Source organism: Variovorax sp. LjRoot84, from assembly GCF_964254305.1.
GTDB lineage: Bacteria > Pseudomonadota > Gammaproteobacteria > Burkholderiales > Burkholderiaceae_C > Variovorax.
This window is the reverse complement of sequence record NZ_CAXUTE020000001.1, coordinates 22,082-40,131: the sequence shown is the minus strand read 5'-3', so window position 1 is coordinate 40,131 and position 18,050 is coordinate 22,082. Positions and strand designations below refer to the sequence as shown.

At 68.7% G+C, this 18,050-nt stretch carries 15 protein-coding genes; 9 read left to right on the top strand and 6 right to left on the bottom strand.

Going from position 1 to position 18,050, the window contains the following annotated elements:
- Positions 1-79: 79 nt before the first annotated feature.
- A complete protein-coding gene (locus ACSQ9I_RS00200; protein ID WP_436311870.1) occupies positions 80-1,183 on the top strand; it encodes an alkene reductase in 1,104 nt (367 codons plus the stop codon).
- Here the strand turns inward: ACSQ9I_RS00200 and ACSQ9I_RS00195 are convergent.
- Positions 1,165-2,568 carry a sensor histidine kinase gene (locus ACSQ9I_RS00195; RefSeq protein WP_436311869.1) on the bottom strand — a complete coding sequence of 468 codons (1,404 nt, stop codon included), beginning with the start codon at positions 2,566-2,568 and terminating at the stop codon, positions 1,165-1,167. The genes ACSQ9I_RS00200 and ACSQ9I_RS00195 overlap by 19 nt on opposite strands.
- The gene (locus tag ACSQ9I_RS00190) at positions 2,565-3,254 is read right to left on the bottom strand and encodes a response regulator transcription factor (RefSeq protein ID WP_093106985.1); all 690 of its coding nucleotides are present in this window, start codon (positions 3,252-3,254) and stop codon (positions 2,565-2,567) included. The genes ACSQ9I_RS00195 and ACSQ9I_RS00190 overlap by 4 nt, the downstream gene beginning before the upstream one ends.
- A gap of 141 nt (positions 3,255-3,395) precedes the next feature.
- Here ACSQ9I_RS00190 and ACSQ9I_RS00185 point away from each other — a divergent pair, with 141 nt between their 5' ends.
- Both ACSQ9I_RS00185 and ACSQ9I_RS00180 read left to right on the top strand, forming a co-directional pair.
- Positions 3,396-3,590: a heavy-metal-associated domain-containing protein gene (locus ACSQ9I_RS00185; protein WP_093106988.1), complete on the top strand. Its 195-nt coding sequence runs from the start codon at positions 3,396-3,398 to the stop codon at positions 3,588-3,590.
- Between the two features lie 115 nt (positions 3,591-3,705).
- Positions 3,706-4,473: a TIGR04325 family methyltransferase gene (locus ACSQ9I_RS00180; protein WP_436302250.1), complete on the top strand. Its 768-nt coding sequence runs from the start codon at positions 3,706-3,708 to the stop codon at positions 4,471-4,473.
- 81 nt (positions 4,474-4,554) lie between these two features.
- On the opposite strand, the gene ACSQ9I_RS00175 is transcribed toward ACSQ9I_RS00180, so the two are convergent.
- A complete protein-coding gene (locus tag ACSQ9I_RS00175) occupies positions 4,555-5,490 on the bottom strand; it encodes a YcjF family protein (RefSeq protein ID WP_436308268.1) in 936 nt (311 codons plus the stop codon).
- A gap of 77 nt (positions 5,491-5,567) precedes the next feature.
- Here ACSQ9I_RS00175 and creB point away from each other — a divergent pair, with 77 nt between their 5' ends.
- Positions 5,568-6,320, top strand: coding sequence for a two-component system response regulator CreB (gene creB, locus ACSQ9I_RS00170; protein ID WP_436302248.1), 753 nt, complete (start codon positions 5,568-5,570; stop codon positions 6,318-6,320).
- A 121-nt stretch (positions 6,321-6,441) separates the two neighbouring features.
- Positions 6,442-7,878: a two-component system sensor histidine kinase CreC gene (creC, locus tag ACSQ9I_RS00165; RefSeq protein ID WP_436308267.1), complete on the top strand. Its 1,437-nt coding sequence runs from the start codon at positions 6,442-6,444 to the stop codon at positions 7,876-7,878.
- Positions 7,879-8,013: 135 nt separating this feature from the next.
- Here creC and ACSQ9I_RS00160 read toward each other — a convergent pair whose 3' ends face one another.
- The 3 genes from ACSQ9I_RS00160 to creD all read right to left on the bottom strand — a co-directional run bounded on the left by ACSQ9I_RS00160 (position 8,014) and on the right by creD (position 12,973).
- A complete protein-coding gene (locus ACSQ9I_RS00160) occupies positions 8,014-9,126 on the bottom strand; it encodes an IS5 family transposase (protein ID WP_436311868.1) in 1,113 nt (370 codons plus the stop codon).
- Positions 9,127-9,230: 104 nt separating this feature from the next.
- Complete coding sequence (locus ACSQ9I_RS00155; protein ID WP_436311867.1) at positions 9,231-11,573, bottom strand: penicillin-binding protein 1A; 2,343 nt, start codon at positions 11,571-11,573, stop codon at positions 9,231-9,233.
- Positions 11,570-12,973: a cell envelope integrity protein CreD gene (gene creD, locus ACSQ9I_RS00150; RefSeq protein WP_436311866.1), complete on the bottom strand. Its 1,404-nt coding sequence runs from the start codon at positions 12,971-12,973 to the stop codon at positions 11,570-11,572. The genes ACSQ9I_RS00155 and creD overlap by 4 nt, the downstream gene beginning before the upstream one ends.
- A 195-nt stretch (positions 12,974-13,168) precedes the next feature.
- On the opposite strand from creD, the gene ACSQ9I_RS00145 reads away from it, so the two are divergent.
- The 4 genes from ACSQ9I_RS00145 to ACSQ9I_RS00130 are packed head-to-tail and all read left to right on the top strand — an operon-like array spanning position 13,169 to position 18,034.
- The gene (locus ACSQ9I_RS00145; protein WP_436311865.1) at positions 13,169-15,253 is read left to right on the top strand and encodes a VIT and vWA domain-containing protein; all 2,085 of its coding nucleotides are present in this window, start codon (positions 13,169-13,171) and stop codon (positions 15,251-15,253) included.
- A gap of 10 nt (positions 15,254-15,263) precedes the next feature.
- The gene (gene xrtQ / locus ACSQ9I_RS00140) at positions 15,264-16,199 is read left to right on the top strand and encodes an exosortase Q (protein WP_436311864.1); all 936 of its coding nucleotides are present in this window, start codon (positions 15,264-15,266) and stop codon (positions 16,197-16,199) included.
- Positions 16,177-16,752 (top strand): hypothetical protein, encoded by a 576-nt coding sequence (locus ACSQ9I_RS00135; protein ID WP_436294813.1) that lies wholly within the window; start codon positions 16,177-16,179, stop codon positions 16,750-16,752. The genes xrtQ and ACSQ9I_RS00135 overlap by 23 nt, the downstream gene beginning before the upstream one ends.
- 10 nt (positions 16,753-16,762) lie before the next feature.
- Positions 16,763-18,034, top strand: coding sequence for a biosynthetic peptidoglycan transglycosylase (locus tag ACSQ9I_RS00130; protein ID WP_436311863.1), 1,272 nt, complete (start codon positions 16,763-16,765; stop codon positions 18,032-18,034).
- Positions 18,035-18,050: the final 16 nt, after the last annotated feature.

Below are 18,050 nucleotides of genomic sequence, written 5' to 3'. Positions count from 1 at the left end.
ACCGACAACCCCGTCGCAGCGCGGTTAGGCGCGCCGGTTTACCGTTCGCGCTGTTCATCCACCCCAACAAGCAGAACCGATGTCCTCCCTCTTCGACCCCATCCAGGCCGGCGACCTGAAGCTGGCCAACCGCATCGTCATGGCGCCGCTCACGCGCAACCGCTCGCCCAACGCCGTGCCGCGCGATATCGCGGCCACTTACTACGCGCAGCGCGCCAGCGCCGGACTGCTGATCACCGAAGCCACCGCGATCAGCCAGCAGGGCCAGGGCTATGCCGACGTGCCCGGCCTCTACGGCAGCGAGCAGCTCGAAGCCTGGAAGCGCGTGACCGATGCGGTGCACGCCAAGGGCGGCAAGATCGTGGTCCAGCTCTGGCACGTGGGCCGCGTCTCGCACAACGAGCTGCAGCCCGATGGCGGCCAGCCGGTCGCGCCCTCGGCCATCACGGCCAAGACCAAGACCGTGCTGATCAAGGACGGCGTTCCCACTTACGTCGAAACCTCTGAGCCGCGCGCCCTCGACGCGAGCGAGCTGCCGGGCATCGTCCACGGCTACGCCGCCGCCGCGCGCAACGCCGTCGAGACCGCCGGCTTCGACGGCGTCGAGGTGCATGCCGCCAACGGCTACCTGCTCGACCAGTTCCTCAAGACCGGCAGCAACAAGCGCAGCGACGACTACGGCGGCAGCATCGGGAACCGCGCCCGCCTGCTGCTCGAAGCGACGCGTGCCGTGGTCGACGCGGTCGGCGGCGGCCGCACCGGCATCCGTATCTCGCCCGTGACGCCGGCCAACGACGTGCACGACGAGAATCCGCAGCCGCTCTTCGAGTACGTCGTGAAACAGCTCGCCACGCTCAAGCTGGCCTACATCCACGTCGTCGAGGGCGCCACCGGCGGCCCGCGCGAGCTGGAAGACCGCCCCTTCGACTACGAAGCCCTCAAGGCCGCCTACCGCCAGGCCGGCGGCAAGGGCGCCTGGATGGTGAACAACGGCTACGACAAGCCGCTGGCCGAAGAGGCATTGAAGGAAGGCGACGACCTCGTGGCCTTCGGCAAGCCCTTCATCTCCAATCCCGACCTGGTGCGCCGCCTGCGCGAGGGCGCGCCTCTCAATCCCTGGGACAAGAACACCTTCTACGGCGGCGGCGCGAAGGGCTACATCGACTATCCGGCGCTGGGCTGATCGTCCCCGGGCGGGCTCGGCGCGAAGGCCACGCTGACCCGCAGCCCGCCCGCTTCGGACGCCTTGTCGAAGCGCAGCTCCGCGCCCAGCAGCGCGGCATGGCGCGCCACGATCGCGAGCCCGAGGCCGGCGCCCTGCCCCAGCTTCTGCCCGGCGGGTCCTTGCGACCAGCGCTGCATCAGGTCGCGCTGCACCTCGGGCGCAATGCCGGGGCCGTCGTCGACCACGCCGAGCGTGCGGCCCGCCAGCTCGACGGTGATGGTGCGGCCGCCGTAGCGCAGCGCGTTGTCGATCAGGTTGTCGAGGATGCCTTCGACGAGCGCCGCATTGGCCTGCACCGTCACCGGCTGGTCGAGACCCAGCGCGCCCAGATCCACGCCCTCTGCATCGGCGCGCGCGAGATGGCGCAGCACCGCCTGCTCCACCAGCTCGTCGAGCCGAAGCGGCGCGCGCTGCAGGCCGGTGCGGGCCTCGTCGGCCAGCGCCAGCGCGAGCAGCTGGTCCACCAGGTGGCTGGCGCGCGCCTGGCTGGCGGCGATGTGCTGCAGCTGTTCGCGCCACACGGCCGGGGCCTGCTGCGCGAGACCATAGTCGGCCAGCGCGCGGATGCCGGCCAGCGGCGTGCGCAACTCGTGCGCCACGTTGCCCGCGAACTCGCGCTGCGCACGCACGCTGTGGCCCAAGCGCTCGAACAGGGCGTTGAGCGTCTCGCCCAGGCGTTCGAGCTCGCGCGAGCTGCGTGCCACCGGCACCGGTGCCAGGTCGTGGGCATCGCGTTGGTCCAGCGTCCGGCGCAGTTCGCCGAGTGGACGCAGCTCGCCTTCGATGCCGCGCCACAGCCACAGGGCCAGAAGCGCCAACAGCACACCTTGCGGCGCCAGCGAATAGAGCAGCAGCCGTTCGACCAGCGCGGCGCGGGCGCGCGTGGTCTGCGCGATCACGACGCGGAAGGCTTTGGGCGCGTCATGGTTCAACACCACGGCGCGCAGTGCTCGCCCCTCGTAGTTCACATCGGAAAAGCGATAGCGCGCGCCCTCCTCCGGCGCCGGTGCCTGCAGGCCCGCGTGCCCGGCGAGCCGCGAGCCGTCGGGCCGCAGCACCGCGAAGTAGACCTGCTCCGACTGGTCGAACAGCACGCTCGTGACCTCGCGCGGCGACAGCTGCAGCTGGATGTCGCGCTCGCCGGCCTCCACGTTGGCCGACACCGAATAGGCATCGTCGAGCAAGGCGCGGTCGAAGGCCTGCTCGGTGAAGTGGCCGGCCACCGCCACCGCGACCGCGGTGCCCACCAGCCAGGTCAGGGCCAGCGGCAGCAGCACGCGCCGCAGCACGCGCGAAGTGAGCGAAGGCGCGCCCGCCGACGCCCGGCGCGGCGCCGGCTTCACTCGGCCGCTTCCAGCAGATAGCCGATGCCGCGCAGCGTGCGGATCGCCGCGCCGCTGCCCGCGAGCTTCTTGCGCAGGCGCGAGATGAAGGCCTCCAGCGCGTTGTCGCCCAGCGCTTCATCGAAGCTCGACAGCTTGTCGGACATGGCCCGCTTGCTGACTGTGCGGCCCGGCGGACTCATCAGCTCCCACAAGACCTCGAACTCGCGCGCCGGCAGGTCCAGCGGCGCGCCGGCCACCGAGAAACGGCGCGCCTTGCGGTCGAGCCGCAGCCGGCCCAGCGTGGCGATGTCCTCGGTGCCCTGTGCGCGCCGCACCAGCGCCCGCAGGCGGGCCTCGACCTCGGCCAGGTCGAAGGGCTTGCCGAGGTAGTCGTCGGCGCCCGCATCGAGGCCGGCGATGCGCTCTTCGGTGCGATCGCGCGCGGTCAGTACCAGCACCGGCGTGCGGTCGCCGCGCGCGCGTGCGTGGCGCAGCACGGTGAGGCCGCTCGCGAGGCCGCTGGTCGGGCTGGCCGTTGCCGGCAGGCTGAGATCGAGCAGCACCGCATCGAACAGCTGCACGCGCCACAGGTGGTCGGCGTCCTCGGTATTCGCCGCCACGTCGACGCGGTGTCCGGCATCGCCCAGGCTGCGCAGCATCACGCCGCGCAGCACCGCATCGTCTTCGACCAGCAGGATTCGCATGGAAAGGGAAAAGAGAGTTCGTTACCGGGGCTTACCGCGGGCCGCAGGCGAGGATACGGCAAGGGACGAGCGCCCCTGTACTGGACATTGACAACGTGAGAAGGTTGACACTTGCGCATCATCCCCATGAAAGGAGCAACGATGAGCCAGAAATTCCAGGTCTTGGGCATGAGCTGCGCCCATTGCGCGAGCGCCGTGCAGAACGCGGTGCAGACGGTGGACCCCGAGGCGCAGGTCACGGTCGATCTCGAAACCGGCCATGTCGACGTGTTGAGCCATCAGCCGCGGCAGGACATCATCGTGGCGATCGAGAACGCCGGCTACCAGGCACAGTGAGCCCCGGCCCGGCCCGGATGCCGACCGGCGACACCGAGAATGCACGAAACAGTTGAATACTTTTGTTTCAAAGTGCAAAATATGCGCTGCATCCACCGTGAGCAAAGAGGCTTCCATGCTGTCGAATCTGCTGCCGTCATCGGTCCGCGAAGCTGCCTACCGGCGCAAGTTCCTGGACAACCGCGAAGAGAACCTGTTCATGGGTTCCTTCGAGAGCTTCGCCGCTGCCGAAGCCGGCGCGCCGCCCTCCAAGGCCATCGGATACGACAACGCCCCGGCGGACGCCTTCTACAGTCACCAGGTCGCTTTCTACGACTACCCCGGCCTGTTCTGGCTCGGCCGCGCGCTCGACGACGGCATGCGCAGCATCTTCGACCTGGGCGGCCATGTCGGCATCAAGTACTACGCCTTCCGCCGCATGCTCAACTACCCTGCCGACCTGCGTTGGACCGTCTGCGACGTGCCTAACGTGGTGGCGAGCGGCCGGGAGCTCGCGGTGCAGCGCGAGGCCAGCGCGCAGCTCAGCTTCACCACCGATTGGCGCGACGCGAGCGGCTGCGACGTGCTCTACGCCTCGGGCAGCCTGCAGTACCTGCCGACGCGCATGTCCGAGATCATTGCCGCGCTGCCCGTGAAGCCACGGCGCATCGTGCTCAACACGACGGCGGTGCATCCCGAGCGCACGCTCTACACGCTCAACAGCATCGGCTTTGCCGTCTGTCCCTACCGGATCCAGCACCACGACGAGCTCCTCGCCGAGCTCGCCGAATCCGGCTACAAGCGGCGCGACGCCTGGCGCAACGAGGGCAAGCCGATCGAGGTGCCCTTCGTCGACGGCGGCGACAAGCCCTACTACGCGGGCTGCTGCTTCGATTTGCACTAGGCCGGCGCCGGGCCGCCCCAAGGCGGCCTGCACCCCCTCGGGGGGCAGCGAGTACACGAAGTGACGCAGCGTGGGGGCCAGCTAGGCGCTGCGCACCATCGACAAGATCTTGCCGGCATCGAGCGTGCGCGCCTTCTCCTGCATCGCAGGCAGGTAGCGCGTCTGCAGGCCTTGCGCTTCCTGCGTGACGCTCGCATACGCTTCCTTCAGCATCTGCGTCGACAGCGTGCGGCCGCCTGCGTAGTAGCGCTTGGCGACATGGCCCAGCGCATAGGTGGTCGCGAAGCTCATGCCCGAGCTCACCGCCTGCTTGGCGAGGCCGCGCAGCATTCCGCCGCCGACCTTGCCGAGCAGGCCGCCCAGCAGCTTGCGGCCGGCCTGTTCGAGGTACTGCGAAGTCAGGCCGACGCCCACCGTGGCGAGGAAGTCCTTCACATGGCCGCTGTCGAGCTCGTAGCCGTGCGCGCGGCCGATGCGATAGACCAGCTTCATCTGCAGCGGGATGATGGCCATGGTCGAGAGCGTCTCGGGCAGCAGCTCGAGCGCGCCGTTCAGGATCGCGGCGTTGAGGATCGCCTGGTCGAGCTCGGCGTTGTCGACCGTGGCGGACGGTGCAGCAGCGGCAACGGCCGTCGACAGCGGCACCGCCGCGATCTCCTCGGCCTCCTTCGCGAACTGCTTCGCCGCCGGCGCATCAAGCCCGAGCGAAGTGCGCACGTCAGCGAGGAACATGCGCTCGGCCTCCGACTGCGTGCCGTCGGCATCGCAGACGCAGACCGCCATCTCGTAGGCGAGCTGCTTCGATTCGGAACTCTTCAATTCAGCAGCCACCGCAGGCAGCGAAACGCGCTTCATCAGCACGTCCTGGTAGAGCATCGGCAGCTGCACGCCGTCGGCCTCAGAGAGTCCTTCGGCAATGCGCTTGATCTCGGCGCGTTCGCGCTCGTGCTTCTCGCCGTCGACAAAGGCTGCCAGCAGGCTGAGGGTGACGATGGCCCGGGTTTCGGATGGGGTCACGGTGCGGTTCTCCAGAATGCAAGACCCTGTTCGTTCGAGCTGCAGCGCAAAGGTTCCGGCCGGCTACCATCCGGCCCATGCCCTTCAACCCCCGGATCCTGATCGCCGAAGACGAGTCGGGCATCGCCGACACCCTGCAGTACGTGCTCAAGACCGACGGCTTCGTGCCCGTCTGGTGCGCCACGGCCGAGGAGGCCATCGCGCAGTTCGCGGCCGATCCGCCCGCGCTCGCGATCCTGGACGTGGGCCTGCCCGACATGAACGGCTTCGAGCTCTTCAAGCGCCTGCAGGCCTTGAACCGCGAAGCCGGCGGCGCCGAGGTGCCGATGCTCTTCCTCACGGCGCGCAGCGACGAGATCGACCGCGTGGTCGGCCTCGAGCTCGGCGCCGACGACTACATCGCCAAGCCCTTCTCGCCGCGCGAACTGGTGGCGCGCGTGCGCACGATCCTGCGGCGCAGCGGGCGCGGCAATGGCGCCTCGATGCCGGCAACGCCCGTTGCACCGGCGGCCACTCCACCCACCACGCCCTTCGCGCTCGACGCCGAGCGCATGCAGATCCGCTACTACGGCCGCCTGCTCGAACTCTCGCGCTACGAGTACGGGCTGCTGCGCCTGCTGATCCAGCGCCCGGGCCGCGTGTTCACACGCGACGAGTTGCTGCGACTGGTCTGGGACGATGCCAGCGACAGCTTCGACCGCACGGTCGACGCGCACGTCAAGACCCTGCGCGCCAAGCTGCGCGCCATCGCGCCGGAGGTCGAGGCCATCCGAACCTTGCGCGGCACAGGCTATGCGCTCAACGAAGAGCTGCCGGCGAATCGGAGATGAGCATCAGGCCGGCGCCGGGCCGCCAGCGCGGCGAAGTCCGCGCTTCGCGCACACGGGCGGCCTGCAGCTTCCTCCTCGGGGGGCAGCGAGGACATGCAGTGCCGAACGTGGGGGCCATCCCTTGAGTCGCAGAACCCGCATCTTCATCGGCATCCTGCTGATCTACACGGCGGGCATCGCCTTCCTGCTCTACCGCGTGGTGTCCGACATCGACCCGCGCTACCGCGAGTCGGCCGAGGAGTCGCTGGTCGAGACCTCGCAGCTGATGGCCAGCCTGATCGAGCAGGACGTGATCGCCGGCGCGATCAACACCGCGCGGCTGGAGCCGGTGTTCCGCTCGGCCTACGCGCGCCAGTTCTCGGCCCAGATCTACAACCTGCACAAGAGCCGCGTCGAGCTGCGCATCTACGTCACCGACCGCAGCGGCCGCGTGCTCTTCGATTCGCTCGGACGCAGCGTCGGCGCCGACTTCTCGAAGTGGAGCGACGTGAGCCGCACCCTGGCCGGCGTCTACGGCGCGCGCACTTCGCGCGACATCGAAGGCGACCCGATGACCTCCGTGATGTACGCGGCTGCCCCGATACGCTGGAACAACGAGATCGTCGGCGTGGTCAGCGTCGGCAAGCCGGTGCAAAGCTTCGGCCAGTTCGTCGAGGACGCACGCGCCCGCACGCTGTGGGTCGGCGTCGGCTCGGCCTTCGCACTGCTGGTGCTGGCGCTCATCATGTCGGTCTGGCTGGTGCGGCCCTTCGGGCTGATCTCCGACTACCTGCGCTGGCTGCGCAGCCAGCGCAGCTGGAGCCTCGCGCGCATGGTGCGCCGCGCGGTCGATACGCTGCGCAGCGGCTTCGGCGAGATGCGCGACGCGCTAACCGGCCGCAGCTATGTCGCCGACTACGTGCAGACCTTCACGCACGAGATCAAGAGCCCGCTGTCGGCGATCCGCGGCGCGGCCGAGCTGTTGCAGGAACCCTCGATGCCCCAGGCCGAGCGCGAACGCTTCCTCGCCAACATCGCAAGCGAGACCGAGCGCATCCAGGAGATCGTCGACCGCATGATGGAGCTGACGGCGCTCGAAACCCAGCGCGCGCTGGAGCGCAGCGAGCCGGTCGCGCTGGCGCCGCTGCTGCGGGAAGTGGCGGCGAGCGCCCAGGGCGCAGCGGCGGCGCGTGAGATCCGCCTGCATGTCGCGATCGACACCGAGGTCCGCGTCGAGGGCGATCCCTTCCTCTTGCGCCGCGCGGTCAGCAACCTGCTCGACAACGCGATCGACTTCTCGCCGCCGGGCGCCGAGGTCGCGCTCGCGCTGCACGCCGGCGCGCGCGAGGCCCGCATCACCGTGCGCGACCACGGCCGCGGCATTCCCGACTACGCGAAAGACAAGGTGTTCGAGAAGTTCTATTCGCTTGCGCGCCCGCACAGCCAGAAGAAGAGCACCGGCCTCGGCCTGGCCTTCGTGAAAGAGATCGCGGCGCTGCACCGCGGCCGCATCGAGCTTGCGAACGCGCCGCGCGGCGGCGCGCTCGCGACGCTCACGCTGCCGCTGGCGTCGCACTAACAGGGTGCGGAAATACTCCCCTTCAAAGCGAGTCCTCCCTGCCGGCCGAGGGTTCGCTTTTCACATGGTGCGTCAGGCAGGGTTTTGCGAGCCGTTTTCTCTGATTTGAGGATGTTTTGCGCGCCTCTGGTTGCCTCAGAGCCCCTGCGGACGGATTTGTCCCAGCGAACGCATGCGCGTCAAGTTGTAGGCCGTCATCGTCAGCACGAACAGGTGGTCCACGCGCTTGAGTCCACGCACCATCACCTGACGAATTCCGCCCACCGTCTTGGCCCAGCCGAAGCCCTGCTCGATGAGTTTTCGTTTGCGCTGTGACAGCGCATAGCCTTCGCTCGCAGCGATGGCATCGGGCACCGCGGAGCGCCGCCCCGAAGTGTTCTGGGCTACGTGCGGTATCACGCCCATGTCCTGACATGCCTGGACGAACTCCTGCGCGTCGTAGCCCTTGTCTGCACCGAGTGTGACCTCGGTATCCGGACTCGCGGCCGCTTGACGGGCATCCTTGATCATGACCTTGGCCGCTTCGCGCTCGGCAAAGCCGTCAGCCTGTGTGACCATCGCGTTGGCGATCAGGCCATGGCGGTTGTCCGATAGGGTATGACCCATGTAGCGCAACTCGCTGGCGGTCTTGCCCTTGCGGTACAGACGCGCATCGCCATCGGTGCGCGAGGCGTGAGTGTCGTTGCTGCGGCTCTGGCCTTTGAAGCTGGTGCTACCCGTTGTGTTGTTGCCCGCATCATCGTCGCCGCCGTCCTTGCGCACAAAGCTCCTGTGGCTGGCCCACGCCTGAATAAGGGTGCCATCGACGCTGAAGTGCTCGCCCGACAGCCAGCCCTTGCGATCCGCGGTTTCGACGATGTGGTTGAACAGTTCGATGATCGCGTCGTGCGCGATCAGCCGTTCGCGGTTCTTGGTGAAGACGCTGGGCACCCAGACCGCATCGTCCATGGCCAAGCCAATGAACCAGCGATACAAGAGGTTGTACTGGGTCTGCTCCATGAGTTGACGCTCCGAGCGGACGCTGAAGAAGATCTGCAAGAGCATCGCGCGCAGCAGCTTCTCTGGTGCGATGCTGGGACGCCCGCCCTTGATGTCGGCCTCATACATGCCGGCGAATAGGTTGTCCATCTTGAGCAGCGCTTCATTGACCATCGCGCGGATCGGGCGCAGAGGATGATTCGCGGGTACGAAGTCCTCCAGGCGGCGCATCGTGAACAAGCTCTCGGTGAAGGTGTCGGCTCCGCGCATCGTCTGGGGTCTTGTCTTGCAACTGTCGGGGGATCAACTTCCAACGCTTGAGGGCCGTCACACGCCGACCGGCGGGAGAGGTATTTCAGCACCCTGCTAAGGCTCTATCTGAAAAAGTCGAGGATCCGGTTGCGTTCCTCCGGCGGCGGCATCGCGCTGACCGGCACCGCGGCCAGCGCCTCGGCCGGCGGTGTAGGGCCGGTCTCGATGCCCAGGCTGGTGATGCCGCGGCCCGGCGCGTAGTCGTCGTAGTACCACTCGCCGTCCACCTTCACCACGCCGTCGGGCACCGGCAGCTCGGCCACCGGCACGCCCTGCAGCGCCGCCTGCATGTAGCCGGTCCAGATCGGCAGGCTCAGGCTGCCACCGGTCTCGCCGCGAACGCCCAGCTGGCGCGGCGTGTCGTAGCCGATCCAGGCAATGCCGACGCGGCTCGGCTGGAAGCCGGCGAACCAGGTGTCGATCGAATCATTGGTGGTGCCGGTCTTGCCGTAGAGGTCGCGGCGCTGGAGCGCCTGATAGGCCTTGAAGCCGGTGCCGTTCGTGACCACGCTTTGCAGCAGCGAACTCATGACGAAGGCGTTGCGCTGCGAGATGGCGCGCGCGCTTTCGTCGCGCGCCGGCGGCTCGGCCTCGACCAGCACCTGGCCCTTGGGGTCGGTGATGCGCGTCACGAGCCAGGGGCTGACGCGATAGCCCCCGTTCGCAAAGACACCGTACGCGGCCGCCATCTGCATCGGCGTGACCGAGCCTGCGCCGAGCGCCATCGGCAGGTAGGCCGGATGCTTCGCACGCTCGAATCCGAAGTTGCCGATCCAGTCCTGCGCGTAGCGCGGGCCGATCGATTCGAGCACCCGGATCGTGACCATGTTCTTCGATTGTTCGAGCGCATGGCGCAGCGACATCGGCCCTCCGAAAGTGCCGTCGTAGTTCTTCGGCTCCCACGGTTGGCTTCCGGTCGCGGCCCGGTCGAAGAACAGCGGCGCATCGTTGACGATGGTGCCCGGCGTGAAGCCTTTCTCGAGCGCGGCCGAATAGATGAAGGGCTTGAAGCTCGAGCCCGGCTGGCGCCAGGCCTGCGTCACGTGGTTGAACTTGCTCTTGCCGAAATCGAAGCCGCCCACCAGCGCCTTGATCGCACCGTCGCGCGGGTCGAGCGCAACGAAGGCGCCTTCGACTTCCGGCATCTGGACGATCTCCCACGCGCCCTTGGGCGTCTTCGCGACGCGGATCACCGCGCCGCGCCGCACGCGCACGTTCGGGGCCGCGCGCTGCGACAGGCCGGCCTGCGCGAGGCGCAGGCCCTCGCCCGTGATGCTCAATTGGTCGCCGTTGGCACGCACGGCGCTGACCTCCTTCGCGTCGGCCTGCAGCACCACGGCGGAGAGAACGTCGTCGTTGTCGGGATGCTCGGCCAGGGCCTCATCGACGGCATCGTCGAGCTCGGCGGGATCGGCGGGCAGGTCGACGAAGCGCTCGGGACCGCGATAGGGCTGGCGCCGCTCGTAGTCCATGATGCCGCGGCGCAGCGCCTTGTACGCCGCCGCCTGGTCGGCCGCGACGAGCGAGGTCGTGACCTTGAGGCCGCGCGTGTAGATGCTGCTGCCGTACTGCGCGTACATCAACTGGCGCACCGTCTCGGCCACGTATTCCGCATGCAGGCGCTTCGGCTCGGAAGGGTCGCGCAGATGCAGCACCTCCTTCTTCGCCTCCACCGCCTGCGCGGCGGTGATCGCACCGACTTCCTGCATGCGGTCGAGCACGTACAACTGGCGGGCCCGCGCGCGACGCGGGTTCTTCAGCGGGTTGTTGGCATCGGGCGCCTTCGGCACACCCGCCAGCATGGCGGCCTCCGCGAGCGTGATGTCCTTCAAGGGCTTGCCGAAATAAACCTCCGAAGCCGCGGCGAAGCCATAGGCGCGATGGCCGAGGAAGATCTGGTTCAGGTAGATCTCGAGGATCTGGTCCTTGCTGAGCCACTCTTCGAGCCGGAACGCGAGCAGCGCCTCGTAGATCTTGCGCGTCAGCGTGCGCTCCGAGCTCAGGTAGACGTTGCGCGCCACCTGCTGGGTGATGGTGGACGCACCCTGGCGCGTGCCATGCCGCAGGTTCGCGAGCACCGCGCGCAGCAGGCCCTTGGCATCGACGCCGCCATGCTCGTAGAAGCGCGCATCCTCGACCGCGACCACCGCGTCCTTCAGCGACCGAGGCATGTCGGCGATCGGGATGAGCTGGCGCCGCTCTTCGCCGAACTCGCCGATCAGCACGCCGTCGGAAGTGAAGACCCGAAGCGGCAGCTTGGGCCGGTAGTCGGAAAGCTCCGAGACATCCGGCAGCTTCGGATAGATCACCGCCACGGCGATGCCGGCAGCGCACAGCAGCGCGACCGCGCCGCCCGCCGCCACGGTCGCGCTCCAGAACAGAAGGCGTCGCAAGCCGGGCTTCATGACTGCGCTCCGGCAGCGGCGACAGTCTTGCCGCCTCCGGTCGACAAGGCATACCAGTCGACCTTGCGCGTCGCCAGCATCAGCACGGCGAGCATGCCGAAGATCAGCAAGGCGCCGAGCAGCAGCGCGTTGCTCTCCGACGCAAGCAGCCCGTAGAGCGCGCCGTAGAGCAGCGCCACATAGGCGCCGAAGGAGGCGCCACGCCGCCAGCCGCCCAGCACCGCGCTGAAGTACGCCGCCAGCAGCAGCACGCTGGCACCCGCCGCGCCGGCATAGGCGAGCCAGAACGCCACCTTTTCGGACAGCGCCAGGAGGAGCAGGAAGAACAGCGCGATCGAGAGACCGACGAGCCCGTACTGCACCGGATGCAGACGCAGCTTGCGGAACAGCTCGAACATGAAGGCCGCCATCAGCACCAGGCCGATGAACAGGAGGCCGTACTTCACCGCCCGCGTGGACATCGAATAGACGTTGAGCGGCTGCGCGAGCGAGACGTCGAAGCTCTGCAGCGCTGCAGGCGCCTTGGCGCTCTTCATGCCGCCGCGCACTTCCTCACGCGCCGAAGTCACGAGCGAGGAGACGCGCCAGCGCGCATCGAAGCCCTGATCGGTCACGGTGCGCTCCGAAGCCAGGAAGCGTCCCCCGAAGCTCGGATGCGCCCAGGGCGATGTCAGATGCGCCGTGGTCTCCTCGCCGATCGGCACCATCGACAGCTTCTCCTGACCGACCAGCCCGAGCTTGAGCTGGAAGGGCAGCGGCTGCTTCGCCTGCCATGCCGCCAGCGCGCTGCCTGCGAGCGGCGCATGAATGCCGCTCGCAAGCCAGGCCTCGTCGGCCAGGCCAGGCAGGCGCTGCTGGAAGCGCAGCGTCTCGGCGCCGACCTGCAGCGCGGGCGAACCGTCGAGCCCGCGCAGGTCGCTGACGTTGAAGGCCACGTACGGCGGCTTGAACTCGATCGTCGAACCCTTCTCGCTCGACGGCACCACGGCCGGATCGAAGGCCGCGAAGGCGCCGGCCAGCGACGCGTTCAGCGTGTAGAAGGGAATCCTGAAGATCCCGCGATAGCGCTCCTGGGGCGCCAGGCTGCCCTCGATGTGCAGCTTGTCCGGGAAGAGCAGGTGCGCCAGCTCCTTGCTGCGCCCTTCCTGGCCGACGATTCGGCCCTGCGCGTCGCGCAGCGGTTCCATCCAGCGCTCCACGTAGGGCACGACCAGCAAGGGCCCGATCACGGTTTGTGCGCCCGCATAGGTGGCGGCGAGCTCATGCGCTGCCTCCTGCTGGCTGTGGCCGCGCTCGCGGTTGAGCGATTCGATCTGGCCGAGCGGGATGCACAACAGCAGGGTCAGGGCCAGGAGGCCGAAGACCTTGAGCAGCACGGAATTTCGAAGTGTCTGAAGCATGAGGGTTCTCTCCTCGTCGATGACGATGCGGCGATGCTCGCGCCACGATCCGAAGCGCATATGAAGTGCGGCCTCTCGCGCACTTCACACGGACTTCACACAGCGCTATTCGCTTCAAACAGGCTTCCAACTGTCTTCGAGTCCGCGCTCGACAGTGGCTGCCGTGCACCGTTGCACGACCACCGGATCACCACCATGGAAGCCACCACAACCCGTCCCGGCCGCTGGCTCTGGCTCGCGACACTGGGTCTCGCAAGCACATGCTTCTTGCTGCTCGTCGCCCGGCCGCTGCATGCGCAGGAAGCGACCGGCCCGCGCCTCGCGACCGAGAGCCCCTACTTCTTCGTCAAGAGCGACGACCCTTCGATCGACCGCCTGCCGCTCAAGAACACCGAGGTCGACGTGAAGATCTCGGGCGTGATCGCCGACGTTCGCGTCACGCAGACCTACCGCAACGAGGGTTCGCGCGCGATCGAGGCGAAGTACGTGTTCCCGGGTTCGACCAAGGCCGCGGTCGGCGGCCTCAACGTGCGGCTCGCCGACCGCCTGATCACCGCGCAGATCCGCGAGAAGCAGCAGGCGCGCATCGACTACGACAACGCGAAGAAGGAAGGCAAGACCGCCGCGCTGCTGGAGCAGCACCTGCCCAACGTGTTCCAGATGAACGTCGCGAACATCCTGCCGGGCGACGACGTCAAGGTGGAGCTGCGCTACACCGAACTGCTGGTGCCGCAGGCGGGCAACTACCAGTTCGTGTTTCCGACGGTGGTGGGGCCGCGCTACAACAGCCCGCAGTCGCAGAACAGGGATGCGAAGTGGGTGGCGCAGCCGACGCTGCGCGAAGGCGTGGCGCCGAACACCGCGTTCAAACTGAAGGTCGCGCTCGACACGCCGCTCGGGATCAAGGAAATCCGCTCGGCCACGCACGCGATCGACATCCGCAAGAACAACGACGACCAGCACGCCGACGTCGCACTTGCGCAGAGCGGCGAGCCCGCCAACAACCGCGACTTCGTGCTCGACTACCGGCTCGCCGGCGAGAAGATCGAGTCGGGCCTCATGCTCTATAGGGGCCAAGGCGGCAATGACGGGAATGGCGCGGAGAACTTCTTCCTCGCGATGGTCGAGCCGCCCAAGTCGGTCGCGGCCAATGCGATCTCGCCGCGCGACTACATCTTCGTGGTCGACATCTCGGGCTCGATGCACGGCTTCCCGCTCGACACGGCCAAGGTCGTCCTCGAAAGACTGATCGGCGGGCTGCGTCCCAGCGACACCTTCAACGTGCTGCTGTTCTCGGGCAGCAACAGGATGCTCTCGCCGCAATCGGTGCCCGCGACGCGTGCCAACATCGAGCAGGCGTTGTCCACCATCAAGAACTACAACGGCAGCGGCAGCACCGAGCTGATCCCGGCGCTGAAGCGCGTCTATGCCGAGCCCAAGGCCGAGAACGTGTCGCGCACCGTGGTGGTCGTGACCGACGGCTACGTGACGGTCGAGCGCGAAGCCTTCGAGCTGGTGCGCAAGAACCTCGGCCGTGCCAACGTCTTCGCCTTCGGCATCGGCAGCTCGGTCAACCGGCACCTGATGGAAGGCCTGGCCCGCGCCGGCATGGGCGAGCCCTTCATCATCACCGACCCGATCCAGGCACCGGAGCAGGCGGCGCGCTTCCGCCGCATGGTCGAGTCGCCGGTGCTCACCAATGTGAAAGCCACCTTCGGCGGCCTCGACGTGTACGACGTGGAGCCGCAGGCGCTGCCCGACGTGCTCGGTGAACGCCCAGTGATCGTGTTCGGCAAGTGGCGCGGCGAAGCCAAGGGCCGCGTCATCATCGAGGGCCAAAGCGCCGACGGCCCGTACCGCGAGGAAGTGCGCATCGACGACGCGACGCGCCAGGACGCCGCCGCGCTGCGCAGCCTCTGGGCCCGCCACCGCATCGCGAGCCTGAGCGACCAGGAAGCGCTGGAAGGCGGCGACGCCTTCAAGCAGCGCATCACCGATCTCGGCCTGCGCTACGGCCTGCTCACGCAGTACACCAGCTTCATCGCGGTCGACAAGGTGGTGCGCAACATGGCGCCGCAAGACGCCACGAGCGTCGACCAGCCGCAGCCGTTGCCCAAGGGCGTGAGCGAACTGGCGCTGGGCCAGGGCCAGAGCCTGGGCGCCGCAGTGCCGAGTACGCCCGAACCCGAAACCCTGGGCGCGATCGCGGTCGTGCTCTCCATGCTGGCCATGCTGCGCCGCCGCGCACGCCGCCACGACGCACGCCGGTACACAGCTTGAGGACCTCGCGATGACCCTCGCTCAGCTCGCCCAAACCCATCCCCGCGTCTTCGACTGGGGCATCCAACTCGACCGCGCACCGGCCGCCGCCTGGCTGGCGCTGCAGGCCGCCGCGCTGACGCCGACCTGGCTCTGGATGGCCCGGCGCCTGCGCGACGGCTCCGACGATCCGCTCGGTCTGCTCGCGCTCGCGGCGCTGGCCGTGCTGGCCTGGAGGCTTCGGCATTCGCTGCGCGCCGCGCCCCGGCTCGGCTGGCTCGCGCTGGCCAGCGCCGGCACGCTGGCCGCGACCTTGCTGCGCACCGGGCCCGGCGTGATGCCGGCGCTGCCGCCGCTCGCCGCCGGCCTGATCGCCGTGCTGGCGCTGGCCGCAGGCCTGCTGGCCTTCTTGCCCAGGCGCGTCGCAGCCCTGCCGGTCGTCGGCCTGGCGGTGCTCGCACTGCCGCTGCTCTCATCGCTGCAGTTCTATGCCGGCTACCCGCTGCGCGTGATCACGGCCGAAGCCAGCCGCTGGCTGCTGGCGCCGGGTTTCAGCATGGCGCGCGAGGGCACCAGCCTTCTCGTCGAAGGCCGGCTGGTGATCGTCGACGCACCCTGCTCCGGCGTGCAGATGGTCTGGCTCGGCTACTTCACGGCCTGCGCGGTAGCCCTCTGGGCCCGGCGCGGCGACCGCGGCTTCCTGGGCCGGCTGCCGGCCGTGGGCCTGCTGGTGCTGGCCGGCAACATCCTGCGCAACAGCGTGCTGGTCGGCTTCGAAGGTGCGGGCCTCGCGCTCGCGCCCTGGCTGCACGAGGCGCTCGGCCTGGCCGTGCTCGCGCTGGTGTGCGGCGGCATCGCGTGGGCGATGGCACCGGCGCGCCGGCCGCAGGAGCGCTTCGTCGCCGCCGCCATCCCCGGTCTGATCACTTCCGCAGGAGGTCGCCGTGTCGACACCGCTCTTTCTTGAACGCTGCTTCGCCAACCGTTTCGTCAACCGCATCGCGCACAAGGCGGTCTTCGCCTTCGTCATGGGCCTGTGCCTCCTCTGGTCGGCCGCCTTCGCGCTGCGTCCGCAGGCCGCGCCGGCCATGGCCGCGGCCTTTCACGAGTGGCCCAGCCAATGGGACGGCGCCGCGCTGCGCCCGCTGGCCCTGAGCGAGGTCGAGCAGCGCTTTGCCGAGCGCTTTCCCGGCGCCATCGCACGCCTGACCGACGGCCGACAGACGCTGGTGCTGCGCGAGGTCAACGCGCCCACCCGCATGCTGCACCCGGCCGCCGACTGCTACCGCGCGCTCGGCTATCGCATCGAGCAGACGCTCCTTTCGCGCGATGCCCAGGCCCGACTGTGGCGTTGTTTCGTCACCGAGGGCCCCGGCGCGCAAAAGTTGCGCGTTTGCGAGCGCATCGTGGACGCCGAAGGCACGGCTTTCACCGACACTTCAGCCTGGTACTGGGCCGCAGTGAGCGGCCGATCCCACGGACCCTGGCAGGCTGTGACCCTGGCAAGACCGATCGAGTGAGAGACATTTCTTGAAGAAAGCGCTGCTCTACCTGTTTTTTGCGTTTCTGGCGCTGGTGCTGACGGCCGCAGTGGCCATCTACCTGGTCGTGAAACTGGCGCTCGCGCCCGGCCCCGACGAGTGGCCGACCCGCGTCAAGACGGGCCCCTTCAGCCTCAACGTCGGCGTTCCCACGGCGATCCGCCTCGCCACCTCCTCGTGGTTCGCGCCCTGGCTCGACGGCCGTTCGCTCGACACGCGCCATGGCGTCATCCGCTTCGGCTGGAACGAGCCCACCACCACGCTCGAACTGCGCTGCGAGCCCTGCAGCGCCTCGGTGCCGGCGCTCGGCAGCGCGCCGATCCGGCTCGACAGCCTGCGCATCACGGCGCGGCGCGATGCCGGTTCGCTCAACGGCATGCTCGAAGCGGCGCCGGCCGCGACCACGGTGTCCACCGTCGCAGGCGACAACGTGCTGCGCGCTCGCTGGGACGGCCGGCTCACGCAGAAGACCCTGCAGCTCCATATCGATGCGCCCGAGGCGCCGATCGCGCGCTGGTACACGGTGCTGGCGCCCGGCCTGCCCGAGCTGCAGCGCGCCCGCATCGGCGGCACGCTGGGCCTGCGCGCGCAGGTCGACCTGCCGGCCGGCAGCTTCTCGCTGCATCCGCGCATCGAGCAGTTCACGGTCGAGGGCTTGGGCACCGAGGCCATGCTCAACGCCCGCAGCAGCTGCGGCGCGCCCGCGCGGCTGGCCAACGACAGCTGGCTCGCGCGCGCCGTGATCGCGGCGGAGGACCAGCGCTTCTTCACCCACCCCGGCTACGACCTGGCCGAGCTCACCGCCTCGATCGAAGCCAACCAGAAGGCCGGCCAGGTGGAGCGCGGCGGCAGCACGCTCACGCAGCAACTCGCGCGACTGGTCGCGACCGGCGGCGAGCGCAGCGCCGAGCGCAAGCTGCGCGAGCTGCTCTATGCGGTCGAGATGGAGCAGACCCTGGGCAAGGCGCGCATCCTGCAGCTCTACCTCGACAACGCGCCTTGGGGCCCCAATCTCTGCGGCGCCGAGGCCGCCGCGCGCCGCTACTTCAAGCGCAGCGCGCGCAACCTCGAGCCGGCCCAGGCGGTCTGGCTGGCCGCGATGCTGAACAACCCGGGCCTGGCGGTCGAGAAGTGGCAGCGCGACGGCAGGATCGACGGCGAACGCGCCAAGTCGGTGGCCGAGGGCTTGCGCGGCATCACGCGGCTCCAGCGCGAGGCGCTGATCCGGAACGTGGCCAACGCGCGCTTTGCACCACCCTGAAGCGACCCGCTGTAAC

Bases quoted from the DNA above. Each gene is read 5' to 3' on its own strand.
- ACSQ9I_RS00200 (WP_436311870.1), top strand. From the start codon at position 80: ATGTCCTCCCTCTTCGACCCCATCCAGGCCGGCGACCTGAAGCTGGCC.
- ACSQ9I_RS00190 (WP_093106985.1), bottom strand. From the start codon at position 3,254: ATGCGAATCCTGCTGGTCGAAGACGATGCGGTGCTGCGCGGCGTGATG.
- ACSQ9I_RS00185 (WP_093106988.1), top strand. From the start codon at position 3,396: ATGAGCCAGAAATTCCAGGTCTTGGGCATGAGCTGCGCCCATTGCGCG.
- ACSQ9I_RS00180 (WP_436302250.1), top strand. From the start codon at position 3,706: ATGCTGTCGAATCTGCTGCCGTCATCGGTCCGCGAAGCTGCCTACCGG.
- creB (WP_436302248.1), top strand. From the start codon at position 5,568: ATGCCCTTCAACCCCCGGATCCTGATCGCCGAAGACGAGTCGGGCATC.
- ACSQ9I_RS00160 (WP_436311868.1), bottom strand. From the start codon at position 9,126: ATGCGCGGAGCCGACACCTTCACCGAGAGCTTGTTCACGATGCGCCGC.
- ACSQ9I_RS00155 (WP_436311867.1), bottom strand. From the start codon at position 11,573: ATGAAGCCCGGCTTGCGACGCCTTCTGTTCTGGAGCGCGACCGTGGCG.
- creD (WP_436311866.1), bottom strand. From the start codon at position 12,973: ATGCTTCAGACACTTCGAAATTCCGTGCTGCTCAAGGTCTTCGGCCTC.
- ACSQ9I_RS00145 (WP_436311865.1), top strand. From the start codon at position 13,169: ATGGAAGCCACCACAACCCGTCCCGGCCGCTGGCTCTGGCTCGCGACA.
- xrtQ (WP_436311864.1), top strand. From the start codon at position 15,264: ATGACCCTCGCTCAGCTCGCCCAAACCCATCCCCGCGTCTTCGACTGG.